The sequence below is a fragment of the Sphingomonas oleivorans genome, from assembly GCF_003050615.1.
Taxonomy (GTDB): Bacteria; Pseudomonadota; Alphaproteobacteria; order Sphingomonadales; family Sphingomonadaceae; genus Sphingomonas_H; species Sphingomonas_H oleivorans.
This window is the reverse complement of the sequence record NZ_NWBU01000004.1, coordinates 1-24465: the sequence shown is the minus strand read 5'-3', so window position 1 is coordinate 24465 and position 24465 is coordinate 1. Positions and strand designations below refer to the sequence as shown.

The 24465-nt window shown below is 65.3% G+C and carries 22 protein-coding genes, 1 tRNA gene and 3 pseudogenes; 15 read left to right on the top strand and 11 right to left on the bottom strand.

Going from position 1 to position 24465, the window contains the following annotated elements:
- Positions 1 to 78: 78 nt before the first annotated feature.
- Both glk and CLG96_RS00310 read right to left on the bottom strand, forming a co-directional pair.
- Positions 79 to 1047 carry a glucokinase gene (glk, locus tag CLG96_RS00315; RefSeq protein WP_107966739.1) on the bottom strand — a complete coding sequence of 323 codons (969 nt, stop codon included), beginning with the start codon at positions 1045 to 1047 and terminating at the stop codon, positions 79 to 81.
- A 386-nt stretch (positions 1048 to 1433) separates the two neighbouring features.
- Entirely contained in the window at positions 1434 to 2459 is a 1026-nt protein-coding gene (locus CLG96_RS00310) for a LacI family DNA-binding transcriptional regulator (RefSeq protein WP_107965888.1), read from the bottom strand.
- Between the two features lie 311 nt (positions 2460 to 2770).
- Here CLG96_RS00310 and CLG96_RS19040 point away from each other — a divergent pair.
- The 3 genes and pseudogenes from CLG96_RS19040 to CLG96_RS00295 form a co-directional block, all read left to right on the top strand.
- Positions 2771 to 2997 (top strand): annotated as a pseudogene (locus tag CLG96_RS19040) (hypothetical protein); the annotation flags it as partial.
- 23 nt (positions 2998 to 3020) lie between these two features.
- Complete coding sequence (locus CLG96_RS00300; protein ID WP_107965887.1) at positions 3021 to 3491, top strand: VOC family protein; 471 nt, start codon at positions 3021 to 3023, stop codon at positions 3489 to 3491.
- The gene (locus tag CLG96_RS00295) at positions 3488 to 4015 is read left to right on the top strand and encodes an SRPBCC domain-containing protein (RefSeq protein WP_107965886.1); all 528 of its coding nucleotides are present in this window, start codon (positions 3488 to 3490) and stop codon (positions 4013 to 4015) included. Before CLG96_RS00300 ends, CLG96_RS00295 begins: the two co-directional genes overlap by 4 nt.
- A 119-nt stretch (positions 4016 to 4134) precedes the next feature.
- On the opposite strand, the gene CLG96_RS00290 is transcribed toward CLG96_RS00295, so the two are convergent.
- A tRNA-Ala gene (locus tag CLG96_RS00290) sits at positions 4135 to 4210 on the bottom strand.
- A gap of 274 nt (positions 4211 to 4484) precedes the next feature.
- On the opposite strand from CLG96_RS00290, the gene CLG96_RS00285 reads away from it, so the two are divergent.
- Entirely contained in the window at positions 4485 to 5402 is a 918-nt protein-coding gene (locus tag CLG96_RS00285; protein WP_107965885.1) for a DUF2171 domain-containing protein, read from the top strand.
- A 90-nt stretch (positions 5403 to 5492) separates the two neighbouring features.
- On the opposite strand, the gene ypfJ is transcribed toward CLG96_RS00285, so the two are convergent.
- Positions 5493 to 6371, bottom strand: coding sequence for a KPN_02809 family neutral zinc metallopeptidase (gene ypfJ / locus CLG96_RS00280; protein ID WP_107965884.1), 879 nt, complete (start codon positions 6369 to 6371; stop codon positions 5493 to 5495).
- A gap of 105 nt (positions 6372 to 6476) precedes the next feature.
- On the opposite strand from ypfJ, the gene CLG96_RS00275 reads away from it, so the two are divergent.
- The 4 genes from CLG96_RS00275 to CLG96_RS00260 all read left to right on the top strand — a co-directional run bounded on the left by CLG96_RS00275 (position 6477) and on the right by CLG96_RS00260 (position 10646).
- Positions 6477 to 7631, top strand: a complete 1155-nt coding sequence (locus CLG96_RS00275; RefSeq protein WP_107966738.1) for a patatin-like phospholipase family protein — start codon at positions 6477 to 6479, stop codon at positions 7629 to 7631.
- Between the two features lie 100 nt (positions 7632 to 7731).
- Positions 7732 to 8517 (top strand): 3-hydroxybutyrate dehydrogenase, encoded by a 786-nt coding sequence (locus CLG96_RS00270; RefSeq protein ID WP_107965883.1) that lies wholly within the window; start codon positions 7732 to 7734, stop codon positions 8515 to 8517.
- Positions 8518 to 8694: 177 nt separating this feature from the next.
- Positions 8695 to 9273: a DUF4893 domain-containing protein gene (locus tag CLG96_RS00265; protein WP_243395543.1), complete on the top strand. Its 579-nt coding sequence runs from the start codon at positions 8695 to 8697 to the stop codon at positions 9271 to 9273.
- 62 nt (positions 9274 to 9335) lie between these two features.
- Positions 9336 to 10646 (top strand): amidohydrolase, encoded by a 1311-nt coding sequence (locus CLG96_RS00260; RefSeq protein WP_107965881.1) that lies wholly within the window; start codon positions 9336 to 9338, stop codon positions 10644 to 10646.
- A 60-nt stretch (positions 10647 to 10706) separates the two neighbouring features.
- On the opposite strand, the gene CLG96_RS00255 is transcribed toward CLG96_RS00260, so the two are convergent.
- Complete coding sequence (locus tag CLG96_RS00255; protein WP_107965880.1) at positions 10707 to 11096, bottom strand: response regulator; 390 nt, start codon at positions 11094 to 11096, stop codon at positions 10707 to 10709.
- Positions 11097 to 11314: 218 nt separating this feature from the next.
- Positions 11315 to 12601 carry an isocitrate lyase gene (aceA, locus tag CLG96_RS00250; protein WP_107965879.1) on the bottom strand — a complete coding sequence of 429 codons (1287 nt, stop codon included), beginning with the start codon at positions 12599 to 12601 and terminating at the stop codon, positions 11315 to 11317.
- A 168-nt stretch (positions 12602 to 12769) separates the two neighbouring features.
- On the opposite strand from aceA, the gene CLG96_RS00245 reads away from it, so the two are divergent.
- Positions 12770 to 14161: a helix-turn-helix domain-containing protein gene (locus tag CLG96_RS00245; protein WP_107965878.1), complete on the top strand. Its 1392-nt coding sequence runs from the start codon at positions 12770 to 12772 to the stop codon at positions 14159 to 14161.
- Between the two features lie 33 nt (positions 14162 to 14194).
- On the opposite strand, the gene CLG96_RS00240 is transcribed toward CLG96_RS00245, so the two are convergent.
- Positions 14195 to 15277, bottom strand: coding sequence for a mannose-1-phosphate guanylyltransferase/mannose-6-phosphate isomerase (locus CLG96_RS00240; protein ID WP_107965877.1), 1083 nt, complete (start codon positions 15275 to 15277; stop codon positions 14195 to 14197).
- 202 nt (positions 15278 to 15479) lie between these two features.
- On the opposite strand from CLG96_RS00240, the gene CLG96_RS00235 reads away from it, so the two are divergent.
- Positions 15480 to 16313 carry an ATP-binding protein gene (locus CLG96_RS00235; RefSeq protein WP_107965876.1) on the top strand — a complete coding sequence of 278 codons (834 nt, stop codon included), beginning with the start codon at positions 15480 to 15482 and terminating at the stop codon, positions 16311 to 16313.
- A 3-nt stretch (positions 16314 to 16316) separates the two neighbouring features.
- On the opposite strand, the gene CLG96_RS00230 is transcribed toward CLG96_RS00235, so the two are convergent.
- On the bottom strand, positions 16317 to 18092 hold the full coding sequence (locus tag CLG96_RS00230; protein ID WP_107965875.1) for an ABC-F family ATP-binding cassette domain-containing protein: 1776 nt from the start codon (positions 18090 to 18092) through the stop codon (positions 16317 to 16319).
- A gap of 82 nt (positions 18093 to 18174) precedes the next feature.
- Between CLG96_RS00230 and CLG96_RS00225 the strand changes: the two genes are divergently transcribed.
- From CLG96_RS00225 to CLG96_RS00215, 3 genes are read left to right on the top strand one after another with little or no spacing between them, the layout of a single operon-like run.
- Entirely contained in the window at positions 18175 to 18477 is a 303-nt protein-coding gene (locus CLG96_RS00225) for a hypothetical protein (RefSeq protein WP_341476930.1), read from the top strand.
- A gap of 7 nt (positions 18478 to 18484) precedes the next feature.
- On the top strand, positions 18485 to 19150 hold the full coding sequence (locus CLG96_RS00220; protein ID WP_107965873.1) for a response regulator transcription factor: 666 nt from the start codon (positions 18485 to 18487) through the stop codon (positions 19148 to 19150).
- A 36-nt stretch (positions 19151 to 19186) separates the two neighbouring features.
- The gene (locus tag CLG96_RS00215; protein WP_423828175.1) at positions 19187 to 20608 is read left to right on the top strand and encodes a sensor histidine kinase; all 1422 of its coding nucleotides are present in this window, start codon (positions 19187 to 19189) and stop codon (positions 20606 to 20608) included.
- 351 nt (positions 20609 to 20959) lie between these two features.
- Here CLG96_RS00215 and CLG96_RS00210 read toward each other — a convergent pair.
- Together CLG96_RS00210 and CLG96_RS00205 are read right to left on the bottom strand one after the other, a co-directional pair.
- Positions 20960 to 21256, bottom strand: a pseudogene (locus CLG96_RS00210) (transposase); the annotation flags it as partial.
- Positions 21257 to 21526: 270 nt separating this feature from the next.
- On the bottom strand, positions 21527 to 22558 hold the full coding sequence (locus CLG96_RS00205; protein WP_107965871.1) for an IS110 family RNA-guided transposase: 1032 nt from the start codon (positions 22556 to 22558) through the stop codon (positions 21527 to 21529).
- Here CLG96_RS00205 and CLG96_RS19390 point away from each other — a divergent pair.
- Together CLG96_RS19390 and CLG96_RS00195 are read left to right on the top strand one after the other, a co-directional pair.
- Positions 22557 to 22901: pseudogene (locus CLG96_RS19390) on the top strand (hypothetical protein); the annotation flags it as partial. The gene CLG96_RS00205 and the pseudogene CLG96_RS19390 overlap by 2 nt on opposite strands.
- A 142-nt stretch (positions 22902 to 23043) precedes the next feature.
- A complete protein-coding gene (locus tag CLG96_RS00195) occupies positions 23044 to 23607 on the top strand; it encodes an MFS transporter (RefSeq protein ID WP_165799465.1) in 564 nt (187 codons plus the stop codon).
- 443 nt (positions 23608 to 24050) lie between these two features.
- Here CLG96_RS00195 and CLG96_RS00190 read toward each other — a convergent pair.
- A partial coding sequence (locus CLG96_RS00190) for a M10 family metallopeptidase C-terminal domain-containing protein (protein ID WP_207796516.1) occupies positions 24051 to 24465 on the bottom strand: 415 nt, incomplete at its 5' end.

The window sequence follows — 24465 nt, the reverse complement described above, 5'->3', positions numbered from 1 at the left end:
TCGCGCTCTTTTAGCGGCGCTTACCCTCGTGCAGGGTGGGCGGAGGCGGGCGTGATCGGCCCGCCCTCCGCCAATGGCTCATGCATGGGCCTCCGCAAAGGCCGCAGCCGCGCCGAACAGGCCGGGCTGGGGATGGATGATGAGCTTTACCGGCAGCCTGGCCATGCGCGATTCGAACCGTCCCTTGGCGACGAAGCGCTGGCGGAAGCCGGAGCGCGGCAGATGCTTGGCAAGGCGCAGGCCGAGCCCGCCGGCAATGACGACGCCCTGCGCCCCCTGCGCCAAGGCGAGATCGCCCGTCACCGCGCCGAGGCTTTGACAGAAGCGGTCGAGCGCCGCCGCCGCAAGGCTATCGCTGCCCTCGAGCGCTACGGTCCACAGGCTCTTGTCGTCGAGCGGCTGGATCGGCTGTCCCTCGATCGCGGCGAGCGCCTCATAGATGCTGGCGAGGCCCGGGCCCGAGACGATCCGCTCGGCCGAGACGCGGCGATAGCGCGCGCGCAGCCGGACAAGGATCGAATCGTCGATCGCATCGAGCGGCGCGAAATTGACATGGCCGCCTTCCGTCTCGACGATCGCGGAATGGCGCCCCCGGCGCAGTACATGCGCGACGCCGAGGCCTGTGCCGGGGCCGACGATGGTGGTGACGCCTTCGGGCGGGAGAGGGATATCCGGCCCGCACAGATGGCGCAGATGTTCCGGTCCGACTTGCGCCACGGCATGGCCGACCGCGCCGAAATCATTGACCAGGATGAAGCTGTCCACCCCCAATTGTTCGCGCAGCAGGGCGGGACGGATGGTCCAGGGATTGTTGGTGAGCTTGATCGCCTCGCCGTTGATCGGTGCCGCGACGGCGATCGCGGCGGCGCGCGGCAGGGGACGTCCGATCCGCCCCGCAAAAGCCTCCCAGGCAAGGCTGAAATTGCCATGTTCGGCCGTCTTGAGCGTGATCTCGCGGCCCAGCGACACGACGCGCCCGTCCTTCACCTCGGCGATGGCGAAGCGGGCATGGGTGCCGCCGATATCGACCGTGACGATCTCGCCCATCATCAAAGCCCGGCCGCAGCGGCGATCGGACGGGTCGATGCCGGTGCCTTTTCCACCTGATGCGGCGGGAGCATGGAGGACTTGGGAGCGGCAGCTGCGCCGGATGAACAGATCCGCGCCGCGATCGACATATCGGCCAGCCAGTTCTTCGCCATATCCTCCCCGCTTCCTTGAAGTCGCTTCTGTGTCGACTCTCCTCATCCTATCAGCGGCTTTTGCAATTGCAACAAAAAGAGGATCAGATTTGCGAAGAATTGCATCAGTCAGGGATCATGAAGATCAGAAGTCGACCAGAAATGATTCATGCGGATGCTTGTGCCGTCCGCGATCCCTTGATGTCGCGCAATGCAAGAGGGTGGATTCACCCCCGGAATGCAGCGTTGGCGTCAGGCGCCGCAGGATTCCCGCACGATCAGATCGGTAGTCAGCCGTTCGGACGATGCCGGATGGCCGCCGAGGATGCGCATGACCTTCGCCACCAGCAGCCGGCCGGCCTTGGCGGTATCCTGTCGGATGGTGGTCAGCGCCGGCCGCATATGCGCCGCCATGTCGATATCGTCATAGCCGACGACCGAAACATCGTCCGGCACGCGGCGTCCCCGCCGCTCCAGCCCCCGGATCGCGCCGAGCGCGATCATGTCGCTGGCGGCGACGATGCCGTCAAAGGCGATGCCCCGGTCGATCAGGTCGTCGATCGCCTCTACCGCGGAATCCGGATAGAGCCTGGTCGGGCGGATCAGCTTGTGGTCGATCGCGATCCCGGTTTCCTCCAGCGCGTCGCGATAGCCCTGCTGGCGCTGGGCGACCTCCCGGCTGTCGCCGTCGCCGATGAAGGCGATCCGGCGCCGGCCGAGGCGGATGAGGTGCCTCGTCGCGCGCTGCCCGCCGCGCAGATTGTCGCTGCCGACCGAACAATAGGCCTGATCCTCGATCTCCGCGCCCCAGACCACGAATTTCCGGCCCCGCGCGGCAAGCCGGTTGAGCGAGGCGTGCAACTGGCTCTGGCCGAGGAAGATCATGCCTTCGGCCGGGTTCGATTCCATGAATCGGACGAGCGAGTCGGGATCGGCGGGAACGCGATGCGAGACGGTGAAATCGCATTCATATTCGCGCATCGCATTCCCGATCCCGCCGAGCAGGCCGAGCGAGAAGGGCTCCGCCATCTGGCTGCTGTCGGAATGGGGCGGGGCCATGACGATGGTGATCGGCGGCATCGGCCGGCTGGCGGCGTTCCGGCTGCGTCGCGAGGGCGCGTCATAGGCATGTTCTTCCGCCAGATCGCGGATGCGCTGCCGCGTTTCGGCATTCACCGCCGCACTGCCGCTCAACGCGCGCGAGACCGTGGATACGGAGACGCCCGCCTTGCGGGCGATATCCTCGAGCTTCACGGTCTTGGAACCTTCTGTCGACATGACGGCAAACCTATTCGAACCAGATAATCGCAGTTGGGCCCGTCGTCCGAGACGGGGCGCTGCCCCGAACGATCCGCCGCTTCATTATCGTGCACGCCTGCCGAACGGGAAGCGCCAGCCGACATTCTCGTAATGGGTCGCCCGATCCTTGACTACGGAATAGCTGTAGGTGTTTTCGCCGAGCATGTTTGGGGCCGGAACCAATACGCCCGATCTTCCATGAAATCATGGCTCGGTCGGCGTCGAATGAGCCGGCTGCCGGGAACATTGGCCCTGCTGTTCGGTTTCCAGAGCGAGTAGATCGTAGCGCGGCCGCGCCCGCTGCGCTGATCGGGGCGTCCAATTTTTTCGAGCTGGCCGTGGCTGCCGCCATATCCCCCGTTCGGGCTGAATTCGGGCGCGGCGCTGGCGACGGTGGGCCAGCGACGGCGGTGGGTTGCTGGTGGAGGTGCCGGTGATGCTCCCGGTCATCCGGACCGTGAAGCGCATGCGTGGCGGATATGCGCGTGGAGCGGCGGTACCAGGAAGATTCCGATAATCGATCAGTGAGAGGAGCGTCCCATGAAAATGAACCCCTATCTGATGTTCAACGGCCAGTGCGAGGAGGCTTTCAAATTCTACGAACAATGTCTCGGTGGGAAGATCGAAGTCATGATGAAGCAGTCGGACATGCCGGGGGCGGAGGTGGAGAAGATGCCGCCCGAACGGCGCGACAAGATCATGCATGCCCGGCTGACGGCCGGCGACTGGGTGTTGATGGGGTCGGATACCCCACCCGAACATTATGAAGGAATGAAGGGCTGCTATCTGACCCTCAATGTCGACGATCCGGCCGAGGCGGAGCGGCTGTTCAACGCGCTGGTGGAAAATGGATCGGTCGAGATGCCGCTCGAGCCGACCTTCTGGGCCGAGCGTTTCGGCATGCTGGCCGATCGGTTCGGCATCAAGTGGATGGTCAATTGCGAAAAGGCCGAATGGGTCCGCGAGGTTCAGGCACAGGATCAGTTCCAGACACAGGAGCAGGGCGCATGATCCTGGCGAGGGAATCGAATCCGGAGCGCGAGGTCGTCATCACCCGCCTGATCGATGTGCCGCGCGAACGGCTGTTCAGGGCGTGGACCGATCCCGTGCATCTGATGAAATGGTGGGGCCCGCATGGCTTCACCGTTCCGGTCTGCGAATTGGATCTGCGGCCGGGCGGCGCCTATCGCATCGTCATGCGCGGGCCCGACGGCACCGATTATCCGGTGAAGGGCGTCTATCGCGAGATCGCGCCGCCCGAGCGGCTGGTCATGACCGACAATTGTTCCGAGCTTCCCGAGCAATGGCACGACCAGTTGAATCCCGGCCGCGACAGAGTGGCGGGCCGGCCCGCGCTCGAAACGCTTTCCACCGTCATCTTCGAGCAGCAGGGCGAAAGGACGAAGTTGACGATCCGGTCGCTGTTCAAATCCGCATCTCTGCGTGATGCGATGGTGGGGATGGGGAGGATCGAGGGCTGGACGGAGAGCCTGGAGAAGCTCGAGTCGCTGCTCGCGCCCGAAAAGGCGGCTTGAGGCCCCGCCATCTGGCTACCGCCCATTTGCGGTCCCAAGGCGGTCCCGGATTGGCGGAATTTAAGTGATTGCCCTTTGGGGCTCATCGATCAGATCTGGCGGAAAAGTCCCGGCGGGGTTGGTGGAGCTGAGGGGAATCGAACCCCTGACCTCTGCAGTGCGATTGCAGCGCTCTCCCATCTGAGCTACAGCCCCGCACCCGCCGGGGCGCTCCCTTTAGCGGGCTGTTTCGCGCGATGCAACGTCTGCGTGAAAGGCGTGTGCGAAAGATCGTGGCGGCGGCGGAAAAGCCTCTCTTTACCGGCGGTTCCGGTCATTTCATGGTGGATGGGCGGCTCGTCGATTTGGGCGGGCGACTCGTCTTTGGGGCTGGAACCATCCCTTCTCGCGGTCGCTTTTCGCCTGGCCGTACGGGGACTTACTCCCTTTACGTTTCCGCGCGGCATCCGAAAATGATCAGGAGGATCCGATGGAGTATGAACGCAGCGATCGCCGCTACGGCCGCGACCGTGACTATGGCGAACGCAGCTCCGGTGAACGCTATTCGGACGAGGATCGCTATCGCGGCTATGGTGGTCGTTACGAGCAGCGCGCTCGCGAAAGGCGCGAGGAACGGGATTATGGCCGCGAGCGCGACTATGGGCGCGAGCGGGATTATGGCCGGCAACCTCGGGGTGAGGAAGATCGCGGCTTTTTCGAGCGGGCCGGGGACGAGGTCCGTTCCTGGTTCGGTGATGACGAGGCGGAACGCCGCCGCCGCTCCGATGAGCGCTATGGTCAGCGGGAACGGGAATCTGAGCGCGAATATGGCGGCGGCGGCCGCTATGGCGCCTCGGGCTATGGCACGGCCGGCTATGGCGGGAGCCGTGGCGGGATGAGGCAGGGCCAGGCCGAATATGGTGCGAGCCGGGAACGCGGAGAGCGGGGCCAGGATCCCAACTATCGTGCGTGGCGCGATCGCCAGATCGAGATGCTCGATCGCGACTATGATGAATATCAGCGCGAGCATCAGACCCGTTTCGATACCGAATTCGGCACTTGGCGGCAGAATCGCGAGACGCAGCGCAGCGCGCTGAACAAGGTACGCGAGCATCAGGAGATCGTCGGCTCGGAAGGCCAGCATGTTGGCACGGTCGACAAGGTCCGTGGCGACCGGATCATCCTCACAAAGAGCGACAAGGACGCGGCGGGCCATCATCATTCCATCCCCTGCTCCTGGATCAAGAATGTCGGCGACAAGGTCGAGCTCAACAAGACCGCCGAGGAGGCGCATGCCCAGTGGCGGGACGAGGAGCGCAGCATGTTCTGGAGCGACACGGAGCGTGATCGAGAGCAGGAACGCGGCGGTGCTCATGTCCTAAACCGGAGCTTTTCCGGCACCTATTGATCGGCCTCCGGACGGCGTCATGCGCTGTGCGCGAAGGGTCCGGCCGTCAGGCCGGGCCCTTTTCGCGTGCCGGGGCGGCTTCTCCGGCGCCTATCCGGCGAAGGTGTCGCACTGCGCCGGATCGCCGCTGTCCAGCCCGCGCTTCAGCCACTGCATCCGCTCGGCCGAGGTGCCATGGGTGAAGCTTTCGGGCACGGGGCGCTGGCCGGCGGCCTTCTGCAGCGTATCGTCGCCGATCGCCTGTGCGGCGCGCAGCCCTTCCTCCACATCGCCCGGCTCGATGCGGTCGCGATTGCGTGCCGCCCAGACGCCGGCATAGCAATCTGCCTGCAATTCCATCTTCACCTGCAGCGCATTGCCTGTCGCCTCGTTCGATCGCGCCTGCGCCCGGCGGACCTGATCAGCGACGCCGGTCAGCGCCTGTACATGATGGCCCACCTCATGCGCGATGACATAGGCCTGGGCGAAATCGCCCGCCGCGCCGAAACGCTGCTCGAGTTCCCGGAAGAAGCTGGTGTCGAGATAGATGCCATTGTCGCTCGGGCAGTAGAAGGGGCCCATCGCCGCCTGCGCCGCGCCGCAGCCCGATTGGCCCGTTCCGCCATAGAAGGCCAGCTTGGCAGGCGTATAGCGGCCGCCCTCTTCCTGGAAGATGCGTGCCCATGTGTCTTCGGTGCTGGCCAGCACGCGGCAGGAAAAGGTGCTCGCCTGATCGACCGCGCAGGCCGCGGCAGCATCACGGCCCGCCGACTGGCCGGCCTGCGGCACGGCCCGCTGGCCGCCCCCGCCGAATATGTCGCCGCCGAAGAAGATGGTGCCGAGGATCAGCAATATGGCGATCGCCACGCCGATCTTGCCGCCGCCCAGCAGCATGCCGATCAGGCCGAGGCCGCCACTGCCCCCGCCGCCGAAGTTCATGCCCCGCTGATCTTCCACATTGTCGCTGGTCCGGTAATCGTCGAGGCGCATCGCCAGTCTCCATTCGTCAGGGGCTGAATGCCTGGGTGGGGCAGGGGTTGCATGGGCGAAACTTCCGCCCTTGTCGCGCTGCAGCAATGGGCGCATCAATCATGCATGGCAGATGTGGATCCCCATCCTGGCGCGGCCCATCCCCAGCGTGTGGCCCGGGCCGTTCCGCTGCCGGATCAGGTGGCGCTGGTGCTCCAGGGCGGGGGCGCGCTGGGATCCTTCCAGGCTGGAGTCTATGAGGCGCTGGACGAGGCGGCGATCGAGGTGGATTGGGTTGCGGGCATCTCGATCGGCGCCATCAACGCTGCGATCATAGCCGGCAATCCTCCGGAATTGCGGGTGCAAAGGCTTCGTGCCTTCTGGGACAGGGTCACCTCGGCCCAGCCGAGCTTCCCCATCTGGCATGCCGATTTCGGGCGCGAGCTGATCCATGAATGGTCCGCCGGGATGGTCGCCGCGCTGGGCGTGCCCGGCATGTTCCGCCCCCGTCTGGTGCCGCCCACCCTCGCCATTCCCGGCACATCCGATGCTTTGAGCTTCTATGATACGTCACCGCTCGCCGAAACGCTCGACGAGCTGGTTGACTGGGATCTGCTCAACAACGGGCCAGTGCGACTGTCGGTCGGCGCAGTCGAGGTGGAGAGCGGTAACTTCCACTATTTCTGCACCGCCAATGGGCGGATCGACGCGCGGCACATCATGGCCTCGGGCGCGCTTCCGCCCGGCCTGCCGCCGGTGGAGATAGACGGCAAGCTGTGGTGGGATGGCGGTCTCGTCTCCAACACGCCGCTCAGCCATGTGCTGGAGCGGCAGGCGAGCGACATGCTCGTCTTCCAGGTGGATCTCTTCCCTGCCGCGAATGAGGCGCCCAAAACGATCACCGACGTCTATTCGCGCGCCAAGGAGATTCAGTTTTCCAGCCGTACCAGGCAGGTTTCGGATATGCTTCTGCGCTATCGCAAGGAGCGCGAGGCACTTGCCCGCTTGCTCGATGCCTTGCCCGAGGAATTGCGGCAACGCCCCGATGCGGCGCTGCTGCGCGAGGCGGCGCGCCAGCATGCGGTCAGCCTCGTTCACCTCATCTATCGTGCCAATGCCTGGGAAGGCGGCTCGCGCGACTATGAATTTTCGGCGCGCACCATGGCGGAACATTGGATGTCCGGCCGCGCCTCGGTCGCGCAGACGATGACCAAGTCCGAGCTGCTGGCGCGCAACATATTGGACGGCAAGACCGCGGCCTTCGATCTGACCAGACGGTGAGCGCGTCCGCCGGAAGTGATTGACGCGGCGTCGGCCCTTGTTGAACCTGCGGGGCACAGACAGGCTCCCTGCATGTGGGGTCGAATCGTGGGAGATCGATATGTTCCTGAAAGGCAAGACCGCCGTCATCACCGGCTCCACCTCGGGGATCGGCCTGGCCTATGCCAAGGCGCTGGCCGCAGAGGGCGCCAATATCGTGATCAACGGCTTCGGCGACGCCGCCGCGATCGAGGCGGAGCGCGTGGCGCTGGAGCAGGCGAGCGGCGCGGGTGCCACCTATTCTCCCGCCGACATGACGAAGCCGGACGAGATCGCCGCGATGGTCCATGATGCCGAAGGGCGGTTCGGCGCGGTGGACATCCTCATCAACAATGCCGGCATCCAGCATGTCGCCCCGATCGAGGAATTTCCGATCGAGAAATGGGATGCGATCATCGCTATCAATCTCAGCTCCGCCTTTCATTCCATTCGCGCCGCCGTGCCGGGCATGAAGGCGCGCAAATGGGGCCGGATCATCAACACCGCGTCCGCCCATTCGCTCGTCGCCTCGCCCTTCAAATCGGCCTATGTCACCGCCAAGCACGGCCTTGCCGGGCTTGCCAAGACGGTCGCGCTCGAAACCGCCACCTTCGGCATCACCGCCAATTGCATCAGCCCCGGCTATGTCTGGACGCCGCTCGTCGAAAAGCAGATCCCCGACACGATGAAGGCGCGCAACATGACGCGCGAGCAGGTGATGAACGATGTGCTGCTCGCCGGCCAGCCGACGCGGGAATTCGTTACGGTGGAGCAGGTGGCGAGCCTTGTCCTCTATCTCTGCCGCGATGAGGCGAGGGGCATCACCGGCGCCAACCTGTCGGTCGATGGCGGCTGGACCGCGCAATAGCCGATCGGGTGATCCGCGCTTCGGGATTGCGGCGGGCGCGGCGCGCGATATTCTGGCTTCCCGATAGCCGTTGTGGAAAGGCCGGATTTGAGAAGCATGCTGTGTGCGGCGCTGCTGCCGGCTTCGTTGGGACTAGCGGGCTGTTCGCACGGTGATCGCGGGGGGGAGAGGCCGGCCGTGCTGCCGTCGCCGCTCGCCGTGCCGAGTGCGCCGCCGCAGGTGAGCGGCTGGCGTGCGGTCGCCACCGAGGCCGATCGCGCCCGGCTTAGAAACTGGCGCACCGCCTGGATGGACGCGCTTGCCAAGGCGAGAAATGCCGGGGCCGGCATGCGCATCGTCGCGCAGGGGGCGCTCCTTGCGCCCGATGCGGCGCTGGTCGATCCCGCGCCGCCGCCCGGCGACTATCGTTGTCGTGTCATCAAGCTCGGCGCGCAATCGGCGGGGCTTCCCGATTATATCGCCTATCCCTATTTCGCCTGCCGCATCGCCGGGGCGGATGGGGAGCGCAGCCTGCGCAAGCTGGATGGTTCGCAGCGGCCCGCAGGCCTGATCTATCCCGATAGCGATCGCCGCATGATCTTTCTCGGCACGATGGTGCTGGGCGACGAGAAGCGGGGCCTCGCTTATGGCCGCGATGCCGATCGGGACATGGTGGGGCTGGTCGAGCGGGTTGGCCCCAGGCGCTGGCGCCTCGTCTTGCCCTATCCGCGCTGGGAATCGACGCTGGACGTGATCGAGCTGTTGCCGCGCGACTGATATGTTGCGCTGCGCGATCGAATCGGCAGAGTGACGCATCCCGAGGCTGAACCGGAGTATCCATGCGCCCGCTCATCGCTCTGTCCCTGCTCCTTGCCGCCACGCCGGCCGCCGCCGCCGATCCGCTCCGCGATGCGATCAAGGCCGACATGCCGGACCTGCTCGCCATCTATCGCGATTTCCATGCCAATCCGGAGCTCAGCTTCCAGGAAACGCGCAGCGCCGCGAAGCTCGCCGCGGAGGCCAGGAAGCTCGGTTTCGAGGTGACGACCGGCGTGGGCCGGACGGGGGTGGTCGCGGTGATGCGCAACGGCCCCGGTCCGGTCGTGCTGCTGCGCGCCGACATGGATGGGCTGCCCGTGCCCGAGCAGACGGGCCTGGCTTATGCCAGCAAGGCGAAGTCGCTCACCCGCGAAGGCGCGGAGACGCCGGTGATGCATGCCTGCGGCCATGATACGCATATGACCGCCTGGATCGGCACGGCGCGCAGGCTGGCGGCGATGAAGGATCAATGGTCGGGCACGCTGGTGATGATCGGCCAGCCGGCGGAGGAGATCGGCTCGGGCGCCCGGGCGATGCTGGCGGACGGGCTCTATACCCGCTTTCCCAAGCCTTCGACGGTGATCGCCTTCCATGATTCCGCGCAATTGCCGGCGGGCACGGTCGGTTATGCCGATGGCTATGCCATGGCCAATGTCGATTCGGTTGATCTGGTGGTGAAGGGCGTCGGCGGCCATGGCGCCTATCCCCATCTGGCGAAGGACCCGATCGTGCTCGCCGCGCGCATCGTCACCGCGCTCCAGACGCTCGTCGCGCGCGAGGTCGATCCGCTTGAATCGGGGGTGGTGACGGTCGGCAGCTTTATCGCCGGTGCCAAGCACAACATCATCCCCGACGAGGCCCGGCTCCAGCTTACCGTGCGCAGCTATACGCCGGAAGTGCGCAAGATCCTGCTCGATGGCATCGCCCGCATCGCCAAGGGGGAGGCGCTTGCCGCCGGCATGCCGGAGGACCGGCTGCCGGTGGTGACGATCAAGGATGAATATACCCCCGCCACTTTCAATACCCAGCCCTTCACCGGCCAGGTGGCCGATCTGTTCGTCCGCCGCTTCGGCAAGGATCGCGTGGTCGTGACGCGCGCGCAGATGGGTGGCGAGGATTTCAGCCAGCTCTATCTGGCGGACAAGAGCGTGCAGAGCCTGCTCTTCTGGGTCGGCGGCGTGCCGCACGACAAGTGGCAGGCAGCGCAAGGCGACATCACCAAGCTGCCGTCGATCCACAGCCCCTTCTGGGCGCCGGATGCGGAAGGCGTGGTCGGCACCGCGACCGAGGCGATGACCAGCGCGGCGCTGGCGGTGCTCGCGAAGAAATAGCCCGAAATCACCGCGCTCAGGCTGAGCGCCGCTGGGCGGATGGCCCAGCCGCGCCGGCGCTCAGTCGTCCAGCAGCGCCGCGATCGCGGCGCCGAGCGCGGCTACCCGATAGGGTTTGGCGAGCAGCGGCACGTCGCCATATTCGGCCGTCGGGCCCGCGCTGCCATAGCCGGTGGTGAGGAGGAACGGCTTGCCCGTCTTGCGCAGCGCGGTCGCCACGGGCAGGCTCGGCGTCCCTTTCAGGTTGATGTCGAGCAGCGCCACGTCGAATTCGCCCGCGGCCACGACGGCCAGCGCCTCGGCCAGGGTGGCAGCGCTCGCGGCGACGATGCAGCCCAGGCTGTCGATCATCTCTTCCGCCGCCAGCGCGACCATCGGCTCATCCTCCACGATCAGCACCCTGGTGCCTGTCTTTGGCGTGTCCGGTTTCGGCGCGAGCGGCAGCGTCATGCGATGAGGCTCGGCGCGTGACGCCAGCCAGACCGGTCAAGCGGGATCCGCATCGCTCCTGTCATCGTCCCGGAATTCGTCATCGCCAATATGTCGGCCTCCTGGAGTAGCGATCCTGCCAATCGCAGATTACGTCCTATGCGTCGCGGAGGTAAAAACGCCCGCCGGATTTCCGGCGGGCGTCCTTCTCCTCCCCAGGAAAAGCTCTTGGTCGATCCTCATTCGGCGGCAGCCACCGTCGCGAACTGATCGGATTCGGTCGATTCCGCGAGCGCCGTGGTGGAGGAGGTGCCGCCGCTCACCGCAGTCGCGACCAGATCGAAATAGCCGGTGCCCACTTCGCGCTGATGGCGCGTCGCGGTGTAGCCTTTTGCCTCGCTGGCGAATTCCGCCTGCTGCAGCTCCGAATAGGCCGCCATGCCCCGATCCCTATAGCCATGGGCCAGCTCATACATGCCGTGATTGAGCTGGTGGAAACCCGCCAGCGTCACGAACTGATATTTATAGCCCATGGCGCCCAGCTCGCGCTGGAAGCTGGCGATCGTCTCCTTGTCCAGCTTCGCCTGCCAGTTGAACGAGGGCGAGCAGTTATAGGCGAGCAGCTTGCCCGGATAATCCCGGTGGATCGCCTCGGCGAAGCGCCTGGCATCCTCCAGATTGGGATGGCTCGTTTCCCACCATAGCAGGTCGGCATGCTCGGCGAAGCTCAGGCCCCGCCTGATGCAATGATCGACGCCCGTGCCTTCGCGCAGGCGGAAGAAGCCTTCCGGCGTTCGTTCGCCCGTCATGAACTCATGGTCGCGCTCATCTATGTCGGAGGTGATGAGCTTGGCCGATTCCGCGTCCGTCCGGGCGACCAGAATCGTCGGCACGCCCATCACGTCCGCGGCCAGCCGCGCCGCGTTCAGGTTGCGGATATGCGCCTGCGTCGGGATCAGCACCTTGCCGCCCAGATGGCCGCATTTCTTCTCGGATGCAAGCTGGTCCTCGAAATGGACGCCCGCCGCACCCGCCTCGATATAGGCCTTCATGATCTCGAAGCAGTTGAGCGGCCCACCGAAGCCGGCCTCCGCATCCGCCACGATCGGTGCGAACCAGTCGCGCTTTGCGCCGCCCTCCGAATGTTCGATCTGGTCGGCGCGCTGCAGGGTGCGGTTGATCCGCCGGCACAGCTCCGGCCCGGCGTTGGACGGGTAAAGCGACTGGTCCGGATACATGGCGCCAGCGGTGTTGGCGTCCGCCGCGACCTGCCAGCCGGAAAGATAGATGGCCTTCAGCCCGGCGCGGACCATCTGCATCGCCTGATTGCCCGAAAGCGCGCCCAGCGCATTGATGAAGGACTCGTTGTGGAGCAGTTCCCACAGCCTGTTCGCGCCCTTGCGCGCCAGCGTATGTTCGATGGCCAGCGAGCCGCGCAGCCGCTCCACATCTTCCGGCCTGTAGGTCCGCCTGATGCCGTCGAAGCGGCCCGGAGGAGCGGCGACGAGATCGAGAAAGTCAGCCATGTCTCATCCTTTACAAGATTATGGAAGATCGCGCGGTATCGCTGCGCCTGGTAAAGGAGATAATCGGTCGAATCCGGCTATGGCGAGTGGATCGTTCTGGATTTCGTGTCGCGCGGTCCGATCAGATGCGCTATCATTCTGTCAGATTGTAAATGGATTTACACATCTATGGCAGACAGGAAGCTTTTTGCCGGCCCTCATATCCGTCGCCTGCGCCGCAACCGTGGCCTCACCCAGGTGGCTATGGCGGAGTTGCTGGAGGTCTCGCCCAGCTATCTCAATCTGATCGAGCGCAATCAGCGTCCGCTGACGGCGGCGTTGCTGCTGCGCTTCGCCGAGCTGTTCGATTTCGATCCGCGCGCGCTTGTGGCGGACGAGCCGGGGGGCGGGGCGGATGCGCTCCGCCGGCGGCTGGCCGATCCGCTCTTCGCCGATCTCTCCGTCGATCGGGCGGAGGTGGAGGAATGGATTGCCGCCGCGCCCGGCGGGGCGGAGGCCTTCGCTCGCGCCTTCGATCGACTGCGCGAGGGCGTCGGCGAGGTGCCGACCGAGGATAGCGATGCGGTGGCTGCCGCGCGGCGCGAGCTTGAGCGGTGGCGCAACCATTTCGCCGATCTCGACGCGCAGGCCGAGGCGCTGGCAGACGAGCTCCGGCTTGGCGCGGGCGATCTTTATGGCGCGATCGCCGAGCGGCTGCGCGTCCGGCACCAGCTCACCATCCGCATCCTGCCGGTGGATGTGATGCCCGATCGGCTCCGCCGTCTCGATCTCCATTCCCGGCAATTGCAATTGTCCGAGATGCTCGATCCGGCGTCGCGCACTTTCCAGGCCGCCTTCCAGCTCGGCCTGATCGAGGCGCGGGGGGAGTTGGACGCGCTGGTGAAGGGGGCCTCCTTCAGCGAGCGTGGGGCCGAGCGCCTCTTCCGTCGGGCGGTCACTTCCTATTTCGCTGCCGCGCTGATGATGCCCTATGGCCGCTTCCTGCGTGCCTGTGAGGCGACGGGCTATGATGTCGAGCTGCTCCAGCGCCGCTTCAACGCCGGGTTCGAGATGGTGGCGCATCGGCTGACCACCCTGCAACGGGTCGGCGCGCGCGGCCTGCCTTTCTTCATGCTCCGCATCGATCGGGCGGGGCAGGTCTCCAAACGCTATGCCGGCGCGTCCGCCGCGCCGCTGGTCGAGGCCGGCGGACGCTGCCCGCTCTGGCGGCTGCACAACGTCTTCGATCGCCCCGGCGAGTTGGTGCGCCAGCTCGTGCTGCTGGAAGATGGCAGCCGCTGGCTCACGCTCGCCCGCACCGTGCATTCGCAGGTCCGTTCGCTTGGTGGCGTGCGTGCGGAATTCGCGATCGGCCTCGGCATCGCCGCCGATCAGGCCAGCTCGCTCGTCCATGCGCGCGGCCTCGATCTGGGCGAGCAGGCCGCCACGCCGATCGGGCTTGGCTGCCGCCGCTGCCTGCGCATCGATTGTCCCCAACGCGCCGTGCCGCCCGCGGGCCGCGCCCTGCTCCTCAATGAGCGCGAGCGCGGCATCGCCCCCTTCAGCTTCGTCGAGGACTGATGGATCCTCCCGCGCGGGGAGGGCGGCGGGGCCTCAGAGCGCGCGGTCGAGCGTGATATGGCTCCGCTTCTTGAGCTCCTCGACGGCGCGTTTCACTTCCTGGCTGCTGCCGCGTGGCAGGATCAGCACGGCATCGCCCGTCGCGATCACGATCAGATCCTTCACGCCCACGGCTGCCACCAGCGGCCCGTCGCTGCGGATCAGGCAGCCGCTGGTGTCGATCGACAGCACTTCGCCATGATGGGCATTGTCCGCCTCGTCGCGCGGCGCGATCTCATGCAGCGCATCCCAACTGCCGACGTCGGACCAGCCCATCTCGACGGGCACGACCGCCACGCGATCGGCCTTTTCCATCACCGCATAGTCGACTGAATCGGACGGGGAGGCGGCGAAGGCCTGCGCGTCGGGATAGACGCGCGCGCCCTGCCGGACGGCCTTTGCCAGCGACAGGCGCACGGCGGCGACCATCTCCGGCGCGTTCGCCTCCAGTGCAGCCAGAAAGGTATCAGCGCGGAACAGGAAGATGCCGCCGTTCCAGCTATAGCAGCCCTGGTCCAGATAGGCCTGCGCCGTCACCCGATCGGGCTTTTCGACGAATCGCTCGACGGAATGGACGCCCGGCGCGATCTCCCCGCCGCGGCAGATATAGCCATAGCCCGTCTCGGGCGCGGTCGGCGTGATGCCGAAGGTGGCGAGCCAGCCATCCTCCACCACTGGAACCGCGGCCTCGACCGCAGCGCGAAAGGCGCCGACATCGGTGATGATATGGTCGCTCGGCATCACCAGCAGCAGCGCGTCCGGCTCCGCGCAAAGTGCTGCGAGCGCGATCGCCGGCGCGGTATTGCGTCCTACCGGCTCCAGCAACAGCGCGGAGGCAGGCAACGACACGGCTTCGAGTTGCTCCTCGATCATCTCGGCATGTGCGGCATTGGCGACCACGATCGGTGCCGTGAAGCGGGCCGAATCGGCGCTCCGGCGCGCAGTGAGCTGCAGCATCGTCTCCGCATTGGTGAGGCTGAGCAGTTGCTTGGGGCGACCCGTCCGGGAAAGCGGCCAGAGGCGGGTGCCTGAACCGCCGGACAGGATAACCGGCGTAATCGGCCTCGTCTTGTTCATGCCAACTCCATCTTGGAAGATCAGTATGCCTGCCTCGGCGCGCACGGCAAGATTTTCCGAAGTCTCAACGAAAAAAAACTCCCGTCATTGTCTTAGGTTTGTAAATATCGGTCCCGCTCGCCGCGAAGACGGCCGGCGTGCGACTCGCGAACATGTGTGCTCGCCGTTTGCAGCATCGCGCGCATCCGCTAACGGAAGCAATATGACCGATCCGTCCGATCCGCTCGCCCGTATCGCCGCCGCGCTGGAGCGTGTCGCTCCACCGCCGCCGCCCTCAGCCGATCCGCTTGGCCATCCCGCCTATCTCTGGCGCTCCGGCACGCTCCAGGCGGCGCGCGCCTTCGCGCCGCTGCCGCTGCCGCTCCTCGCCGGCATCGACGCGCAGAAGGCGGCGCTGGTTGAAAATAGCCGCCGTCTCGCTGCCGGCCATGCCGCGCATGACGTGCTGCTGTGGGGCGCGCGCGGGGGGGGCAAGTCCGCGCTCGTCAAGGCCGCCGTCGGTGCGCTTCAGGCCGATGGCGCCGCGATCGCGATCGTCGAGCTGGCCGGGGACGGGCTCCACGATCTGCCCGCGCTGTTCGCCCGCATCGCGGATGTGCCACGCGCCTTCATCCTCTTCATCGACGATCTCGGCTTCGAGGAGGGGAGCGATGCGCCGCGCCTGCTCCGCTCGCTGCTGGAAGGGGGCGCGGAGGCCCGGCCCGCAAATGCCCGCCTCTATGTCACCGCCAACCGCCGCCATATCGTCTCGCGCGACCTGCGCGAGCAGGACAGCCCGATCAATCCGCGCGACGTGATCGACGACAGGCTGGCGTTGGCCGATCGCTTCGGATTGAGCCTCGGCTTCCATGTCTGCGACCAGCCGACCTATGTAGCGATGGTCGCCGGCTATGCGGAGCGTTACGGCCTGCCCTTCGATCCGCAGGACGCCATTGCCTGGGCGACGCTGCGCGGCAGCCGCTCGGGCCGCGTCGCCTGGCAATATGTGGTCGAGCTGGCCGGCCGGGAAGGGAAATCGCTCTCCTCTGCCGGCTAAGGCTCAGTTGAGCGCTTCCGCCATTTCCGCCAGTTCCAGCCAGCGCAATTCCGCTTCCTCCTTGCGCGCCCGCGCGGCTTCGACCGCCCTCATCAGCGCGTCGAACCGGGCCGGATCCTTGGCATAAAGGTCCGGATCGGCCAGCCTCGCCTCGTCCCGCGCGATGGCCGCCTCGATCGTCTCTATCTCCTTGGGCAGATTGTCGAGCTCACGCTGATCCTTGTAGCTCAGCTTGGTGCGGGCCCTGGCCGGGGCGGGCGCGGGGGCCTTGGCCGGCGCCTTCTTCGGCTCCATTTTGGGCGTACGCTGCCGTTCCCAATCCTCATAGCCGCCTGCAACGATATCCACCTTACCCGATCCGTCGAGCCCGAGTGTCACCGTCACCGTCCGGTCGAGGAAGTCGCGGTCGTGGCTGACGATCAGCACCGTGCCATCATAATCCGCGATCACCTCCTGCAGCAGATCGAGCGTTTCCAGGTCGAGATCGTTGGTCGGCTCGTCGAGTACCAGCAGGTTGGACCGCCGGGCGAATTCGCGCGCGAGCAGCAACCGCGACCGCTCGCCGCCCGAAAGCGTCCCCACGCGTGCGTCCACCATGTTCGGATCGAACAGGAAGTCCTTGAGATAGCCGGCGATATGCTTCTTCTCGCCGAGCACCTCGATCCAGTCGCCGCCATCCGCCAAAATGTCGCGTACGCGCTTGTCGGGCGCCATCAGCTTGCGTTGCTGGTCGATGATCACGCCGTCGAGCGTCTTGGCGAGCTTCACCCTGCCTTCGTCGGGCACCAGCTCGCCCGTCAGCAGCTTCAAGAGCGTCGTCTTGCCCGCGCCATTCGATCCGACGAGGCCGATCCGGTCGCCGCGCGTCACGCGGAAGCTGAAATCCTTGATGACCGTGCGATCGCCGAAGCGCTTGCTGACATGCTCCGCATCGATCACCACCTTGGTGCGCACATCGTCGGTCGCGGTGACGAGCTTGGCGGTTCCCTGTGGCCCCAGCATTGCCTTGCGCGTGGCGCGCATCTCGTTGAGCTTGGCAAGTCGCCCCTGATTGCGCCGCCGCCGCGCGGTCACACCGCGCTGCAGCCAGTGCAATTCCAGCTTCAGCTTCGCATCCAGCCGCTCGGCATTGCGCGCTTCTTCCTCATAGACCTTCTCGGTCCAGGCCTCGAAGCCGCCGAAGCCGATCTCGGCGCGGCGGATATTGCCCCGGTCGAGCCATAAAGTCTGGCGGGTGAGCCGCGTCAGGAAAGTGCGGTCATGGCTGATCACCACGAAGGCGCCGGTGTAGCGGTTGAGCCAGCTCTCCAGAAATTCGATCGCGGCGAGATCGAGATGGTTGGTCGGCTCGTCGAGCAGCAGCACGTCCGGATCCTGCGCCAGCGCGCGCGCGATCGCTGCGCGGCGCCGTTCGCCGCCGCTCGCCGTGGCCGCCTCGCGCGAAAGATCGATGCCGATCTGATCGGCAATCGCCTCCACCTCATGCGCGGGCGGCGCATCGTTGCCCGAAAGCGCGAAATCGCGCAGCGTTGCATAGCTCGCCATGGATGGCTCCTGCTCCAGCAGGATCACCTTGCTTCCCGGCACGATCGTCCGCCGCCCCTCATCGGCATCGATCCGGCCGGCCAGGAGTTTCAGGAGAGTCGTCTTGCCCGCGCCGTTGCGGCCGATCAGCGCAAGCCGGTCGCGCGGGGCGATATGGATATCGAGGCCGCGGAACAGCCAGCCTGAGCCCTGGACGAGCCCCAGATTTTCATAAGCGAGTATGGGTGCGGACATGATGCAACACTGTTGTAGATAAGATGGGCGGACTATTCATGCGCTATTCAACGCTTGGGGCCTATGCCACAAGCCCATGCCGATGACGAAGCCTCTTGCCGCCCTGCTTGCGGGAACAGTCCTGTTCATGCCCGCGGCCGGGCAGGCCGATCCCCCGCGCCGGGATCAGGACGCCGCCTTCGCCGCGATGCGTACCGGTCAGGTCCGCCCGCTGCGCGAGATTGAGGGGCGGGTCTTGCCGCGGATGGGCGGCGCCACCTATCTCGGCCCCGAATTCGATCCGGGATCTGCGACCTATCGTTTGAAGTTCATGCGCAACGGATCGGTGATATGGGTCGATGTGGATGGCCGTACCGGCGCCATTATCGGCCGTTCGGGAGATTGAGCAGGATATGCGCGTATTGATCGTCGAGGATGAGCCGAATCTTGGGCGCCAGCTCCGCGCCACGCTGGAAGGCGCGGGCTATGCGATCGATCTCGCCACCGATGGCGAGGATGGCCATTTTCTCGGCTCCACCGAAAATTATGACGCGATCGTGCTCGATCTCGGCCTGCCGGAGATTGACGGGCTGACGGTGCTCGATCGCTGGCGCCGCGAGGGCAAGGAAACGCCCGTGCTGGTGCTCACCGCGCGGGATAGCTGGTCGGACAAGGTCGCGGGGCTCGATGCGGGCGCCGACGATTATCTCGCCAAGCCCTTCCAGACGGAGGAGCTGATCGCCCGGCTGCGCGCGCTGATCCGTCGCGCCTCGGGCAATGCCAGTTCGGAGCTCATCGCCGGCGACGTGCGGCTCGACACGCGTTCGGGCAAGGTCACGCTCGCGGGCGAGCCGGTGAAGCTCACCGCGCAGGAATATAAGCTCCTGTCCTACCTGCTCCACCACAAGGGCAAGGTCGTCAGCCGCACCGAACTGATCGAACATATTTACGATCAGGATTTCGATCGCGATTCCAACACGATCGAGGTGTTCGTCACGCGCATCCGCAAGAAGCTCGGGCCGGATGTGATCACCACCATACGCGGCCTCGGCTACTGCCTCGAAGATCCGGCCGCATAAGAGGCGGACGCATCATGCTGACGCTGGGTGAGCGGCATGGCTGACGAAGCCACCGCCACGTCCCTTCCGCCCGTCGCCGCGACGGAGGAGGGGCGGAGGGATCAGCCCACCCGGCGTACGACGGGGTCGCTCACCCGGCGGATGATCGGCATCGCCGCGCTCTGGATCTTCATCCTTCTGGTCGGCGGCGGGTTGGCGCTCGATCGCGTGCTGAACAGCGCGATCACCCGCAATTTCGACGCCCAGCTCGAATATGTCATGACGGCGATGATCGCCTCGTCCGAGATCGGGCCGGATGGCGAGGTGTTCTTCAACCGGCCCTTGGGCGATCAGCGTTTCCTCGAACCCTCTTCGGGCCTCTATTATCAGGTCTCCGGCAAGGGGCATGAGCCGTTCCGCTCGCGCTCGCTCTGGGATCGCGCGCTCGCCACCGGCCCTTCCGGGCCGGACAGCAATGTCCATGTCTATGACAGCCGCGAATTTCCGGGCGAGACGCTGCGTGTGCTCGAACGCGACGTGCGCCTGCCCGGATCGCCTACGCTGTGGCGCTTCCAGGTGGCGCAGGTACGCAGCGGGCTCGACGATCAGATCGGGGTGCTCCGCCACACGCTGGTCCGCTCTTTCGTCATATTGGGACTGGGCCTATTCGTGATCGCCGCGCTCCAGGCAACCTTCGGCCTGTGGCCGCTGCGCCGGGTCCGGCGTGAGATCGCGCTCGTCCGCACCGGCGCCTTGAGCCGTGTCGATGCGCGCCTGCCGGTCGAGGTCGCGCCGATGGTGGAGGAGCTGAACGCGCTCCTCGCCCATAATGAGAAGCAGGCGGAAGAGGCGCGGCGCCATGCCGGCAATCTCGCCCATGCGCTCAAGACACCGCTCACCGTGATCATGAACGAGGCGACCGCGCGCAGCCCCGATCTGGCCGAAACGGTGATTCGCGAGGCGACGACGATGCGCCGCCAGGTCGATCATCATCTCGCCCGTGCGCGTGCCGTCGGCCGTCGCGGCAGCGCGCAAAGCTATGCCGAAGTCTGGCCCTCGCTAAAAGCCGTCGAGCGCGCCGTCAGCCGTCTCTATCGCCATGTCACCGTCGATATTGCCGGGGACAAGGACGCCGCCGTCCATGTCGAGCGGCAGGATCTGGACGAGCTGCTCGGCAATCTCGTCGAAAATGCCGCAAAATATGGCGGCGGCCGGGTGTTCGTCACGGTCCGGCGCGAGGCGGGCTTCGTCGAGTTCCTGATCGAGGATGACGGCCCCGGCATCCCCCCCGAAATGAGCCAGAAGATATTCGAGCGCGGCGCGCGGCTCGATACGGGCAAGCCCGGCACGGGCCTCGGCCTCGCCATCGTCCGCGACGTGGTCGAAATCTATGGCGGCACGATCAGCCTGGAGGAAAGCGAGGATCTGGGCGGCATGTGCGCCCGTCTCCGTCTCCCTGCTGCCTCGTCGCCGCCCTGAGCCTTACAGTCGCCGGTAGCGGAAGTACCAGACATCATGCGAAATATAATAACAAGACTTTGATATTAAACGGTGTTTTTGATAATTTTGATCCCGAAAATTTGACATTGTAATCACCAGGTAATCACCGTTCCGACATGCGTTGCGTAGCTAACGATGGGTGCCTCTTCGCCTATCTAACAGTGGTGATGTTAACACTCACCTCGATGTTAGATGCGCTTCTGCAGGCACACGAAACGGAAACCGAACCGCACTCAAGCCAAGAGATGCGAGGCGGCCGTCAGGCTCCCGCACTTTCGATCACAGCAGTGAGAATATCACGGCTAATGGTCTGCGCTGTACCTATCAGGTGTCGGGTAGCGTCTCGTTCTCCATGGTCTTCTTGCCCAGAAGGCGCTGCAGCTCGGCAACTTGCGCCTCCAAAGCACGGTAGTCGGAAGCTGGGACGACCTCCTCGCCGGCGGTGGCGGCGGTGAGCGCGCGCTGGCTCATCAGGCGCTGCCAGGTGAACAGCTGGTTGGCGCCAACGCCATGTTGCCGCGCAACGAGCGAGACGCTCATGCCCGGCATGTACGTCTCCTCGACCATTCGGACTTTCTCTTCCGGTGTCCATCGCCTCCCGCGCTGGACACCGGAGAGGACCTCCACGCGCTCGTAGCGCCTTCTGTAATGGGCCTTTGATCGTCAAGTCCCTCTGAATGATATCTCGTCGCCGGGATCATGCTTCTGTCGTGGTCAGCACGAGGGCTACCACACCATGCCATCAAATGCTCGAGCCGGCAGGTCAATCTAGGAAGCGTGGTTTGCCGAGGCAATCACAGCACTACACCCGACCTTGCCAAGCCCTCGCCCCAGCGACGGGACCTCAATAGAGGCGGTTCTTCTTTTGGTCCGCCGCCTCAATCACATATTTTGTCCTCACGCGGCCATCGGCACAGCCCCCCAGCGGAAGTCGGTCGCGTCGACCCACATGCGATGGAGCACCACGCCCAGTTTGCGGGCGAGAGCGACCTTGGCGCGCTTCATGCCGCGGCACTGCGCCACGTCGAGCGCCCAGCGCTTCAGGCTTGAGAAGCGGGTCGCCCGCGTCAGCATGATATGCGCCGCCTCGAACAGCGCGGTTCGTACCATCGCGTCGCCGACTTTGGTGACGCCTCCGTCCCGGTCGGTTTCGCCGGATTGATATTTCTTCGGTGTGAGTCCGAAGTAGGCGCCGACGGTGCTGGATTTCCCAAATCGTGCGGGATCATCCACGGCGGAGCGATAGGTCAGGGCAACCAGCGCACCGACGCCGGGCGTCGACATCAACCGTCGGCAGATCTTGTCGCCCCTCGCGATCTTGAGCATCTCCCGATGAAGCTTCGTAAACTCGCTCCACAGCGTCGCTCGCGCCGCCAGCATCCCGCCGATCACCATCGATAATGTCACATGCCCGGCGATCAGCTCGCGAATGCGCGCCTCAAACCGTCCGCGGCTGACCTCACCGACCTTCAGTCCATAGCCCCGTAAAATGCCGCGGATGCTGAGCTCGACATCAAGAAGCTTGCTCTGCAGGAGCTTGCGTCCAACCAGCAGGGCACGGCTGTCCTGGGACGCTGCCGATTTTGCATGGACCGGGCGATACCAGCCCATCCGCAGCAGCTGCGCGATCCCGCGCGCGTCCTTCCGGTCGGTCTTCACCGTCATCGCCGAAAGGGCCGCCTTCACGTGACGTGTCTCCAGTAAAACGACCTCATGACCCGCCGCGACAAGAGCCGCATGCAGCCACTGCGAGAGCGGACCGGCCTCGAGGCCGATGCGGACCACCAGCAGTTCCAGCTCATCGAAGCACTCGACCAGGGCCTCCGGCTCGCTGGCGACCTTGACCTCTCGGACGACCTTGCCCTTCGCATCGACGACGCACACGCTGCTCTCTTTCAGAGAGACGTCGATCCCTGCATAATGCTCCATGGCTGTTCCTCTCATGATGCTTGAGGCCGATCGCTCGGACCTCGTTTCCAACACCATCATTCTGAGGAACAGCCACCCAGCATGGCTACTCTTGAGATGCCGGCCCATTACGGCATCTAGGAATATCGTCAGTCATATGCCTCACTCTTATCTAAGAGCGACGACCTGTCAGGTGATTTTGGGAGCTACCTCAGAAGCAGATCAAGAAGTCGGATGGTTGGTCGTGCCGATGAGCGACAGTGGCTGGCGCTGGGCGCTGGCGATTACCGCCTTGCCGATCGTGCTGCTGCTGTGGTGGCGTCGCTCGCTGCCTGAGTCCCCGCGCTGGCCGGAGATGCGCGGCGGGCAGGCCGAGGCACGCGCCATCGTCGATGCCATTGAAGGTGAATGCGGCCGTGACGAGGCGGACGTGCCGCCCGCGCCGACCGCCGTCGCGGCCTCCTGCGCATCCGGGCTCGAGGAGATCGGCATCGGCGGACTGTTTCGTGCGCCGCTGTTGCGCTCTACGCTGGTCGCTGTGGGGCGTGATGGGCTGCTGCTACTATGCCTTCATGACCTGGATTCCTGGCCTGCTCGTCGCGCGCGGGCTGACGCTGACCAAGAGCTTCGGCTTCACCATCGCGATCTATGGCGCGCAGGTGCCGGGCTATTTCTCCGCTGCCTGGACCAACGACCGCATCGGCCGTCGCAACGTCATAGCCCTCTACCTCGCGCTCGGCGCGGCGGGTGCGCTGTTCCTGTCGCAAGTACAGACCCCGACCGGCCTGCTGTGGGCCAGCGTGATGCTCTCCTTTGCGCTGAACGGCGTCTACTCGGGCCTCTATAGCTATACGCCCGAGCTGTTTCCGACGGCGGTGCGCGCCACTGCGCAAGGGATCGCCACCGCTACCTCGCGCGTGGGTGCGATGGTCTCGCCGATCCTTGTCGGGGCGCTCTATCCGGCGCTCGGCTTCGGCGGAGTCTTCGCCGCCACCATGGTACTGCTCGCAACAGGAGGGGCGACGGTTCTGCTTGTCGGTCCTCGCACCAATGGGATCACGCTCAGTTGATGTCTGAACGACGTTATGACTGCGGGTACTGATCGGCAGCTGAAAGCTCTGCCACGCTCGGCTTCCGAAACATGCCAGATCGGCATCATCGCTACAAAGCTCTGCGCCACATCGCCACCCTGCTGGTGCGCCTGCGCCGTCGGGATCGCGATAGCGGCGAGCGACACCGCCAAATCCTTATACAGATCCCTACGGAATGGGGGGAGGGGGAGGGAGGAAGGGGGGAGGGAGGGCGTTCAACAATGCAACTTATTCCCACTCGCAATGTTCAAATTTGGCTCGACGATAGGTAGATGCATGCGATGCGAATGGACCTCCGTTCCACATCCTCGGCATGAAATCGCCCGGACGGGATCCGGCAGATCCCGTCCGGGCGAATGTCCGGCGTCCATGGCATCGGCGGACGGTCCCGCCGATGCCGGGCGCTCAGAGCTGGCGGCATATCAGAGCACGAAATCCGCCTGGGCCAGAGCGAGACTGCCCTCGACTTGGATTTCCATGTCGGCAATCGCATCGCCATCGACATCGGCAAGCACACGGGCCCGGTCGCCAAGGCCCGTATCGATGCGCAGCTCACCCGCCGCGCTGCTGAAGACACCCGTGCCGATGAAGCTGAACGCCTGATTGCCGCCAGTGCCGCTGTCCGCATCGATGGTCGAAAGATCGATACGATCGGCGCCGGGCGTGAAATCGACGATATAATCGATCGCCGTGCCGCGGCTGTCGGCGAGCGCATTATAGTCGAACACATCATTATCCGCGCCGCCGATCAGCGTATCCGCGCCGCCGCCGCCCGTCAGCGTATCCAGGCCGCCGCCGCCATCGATCCGGTTCGCGCCGCTATTGCCGGTGATGCTG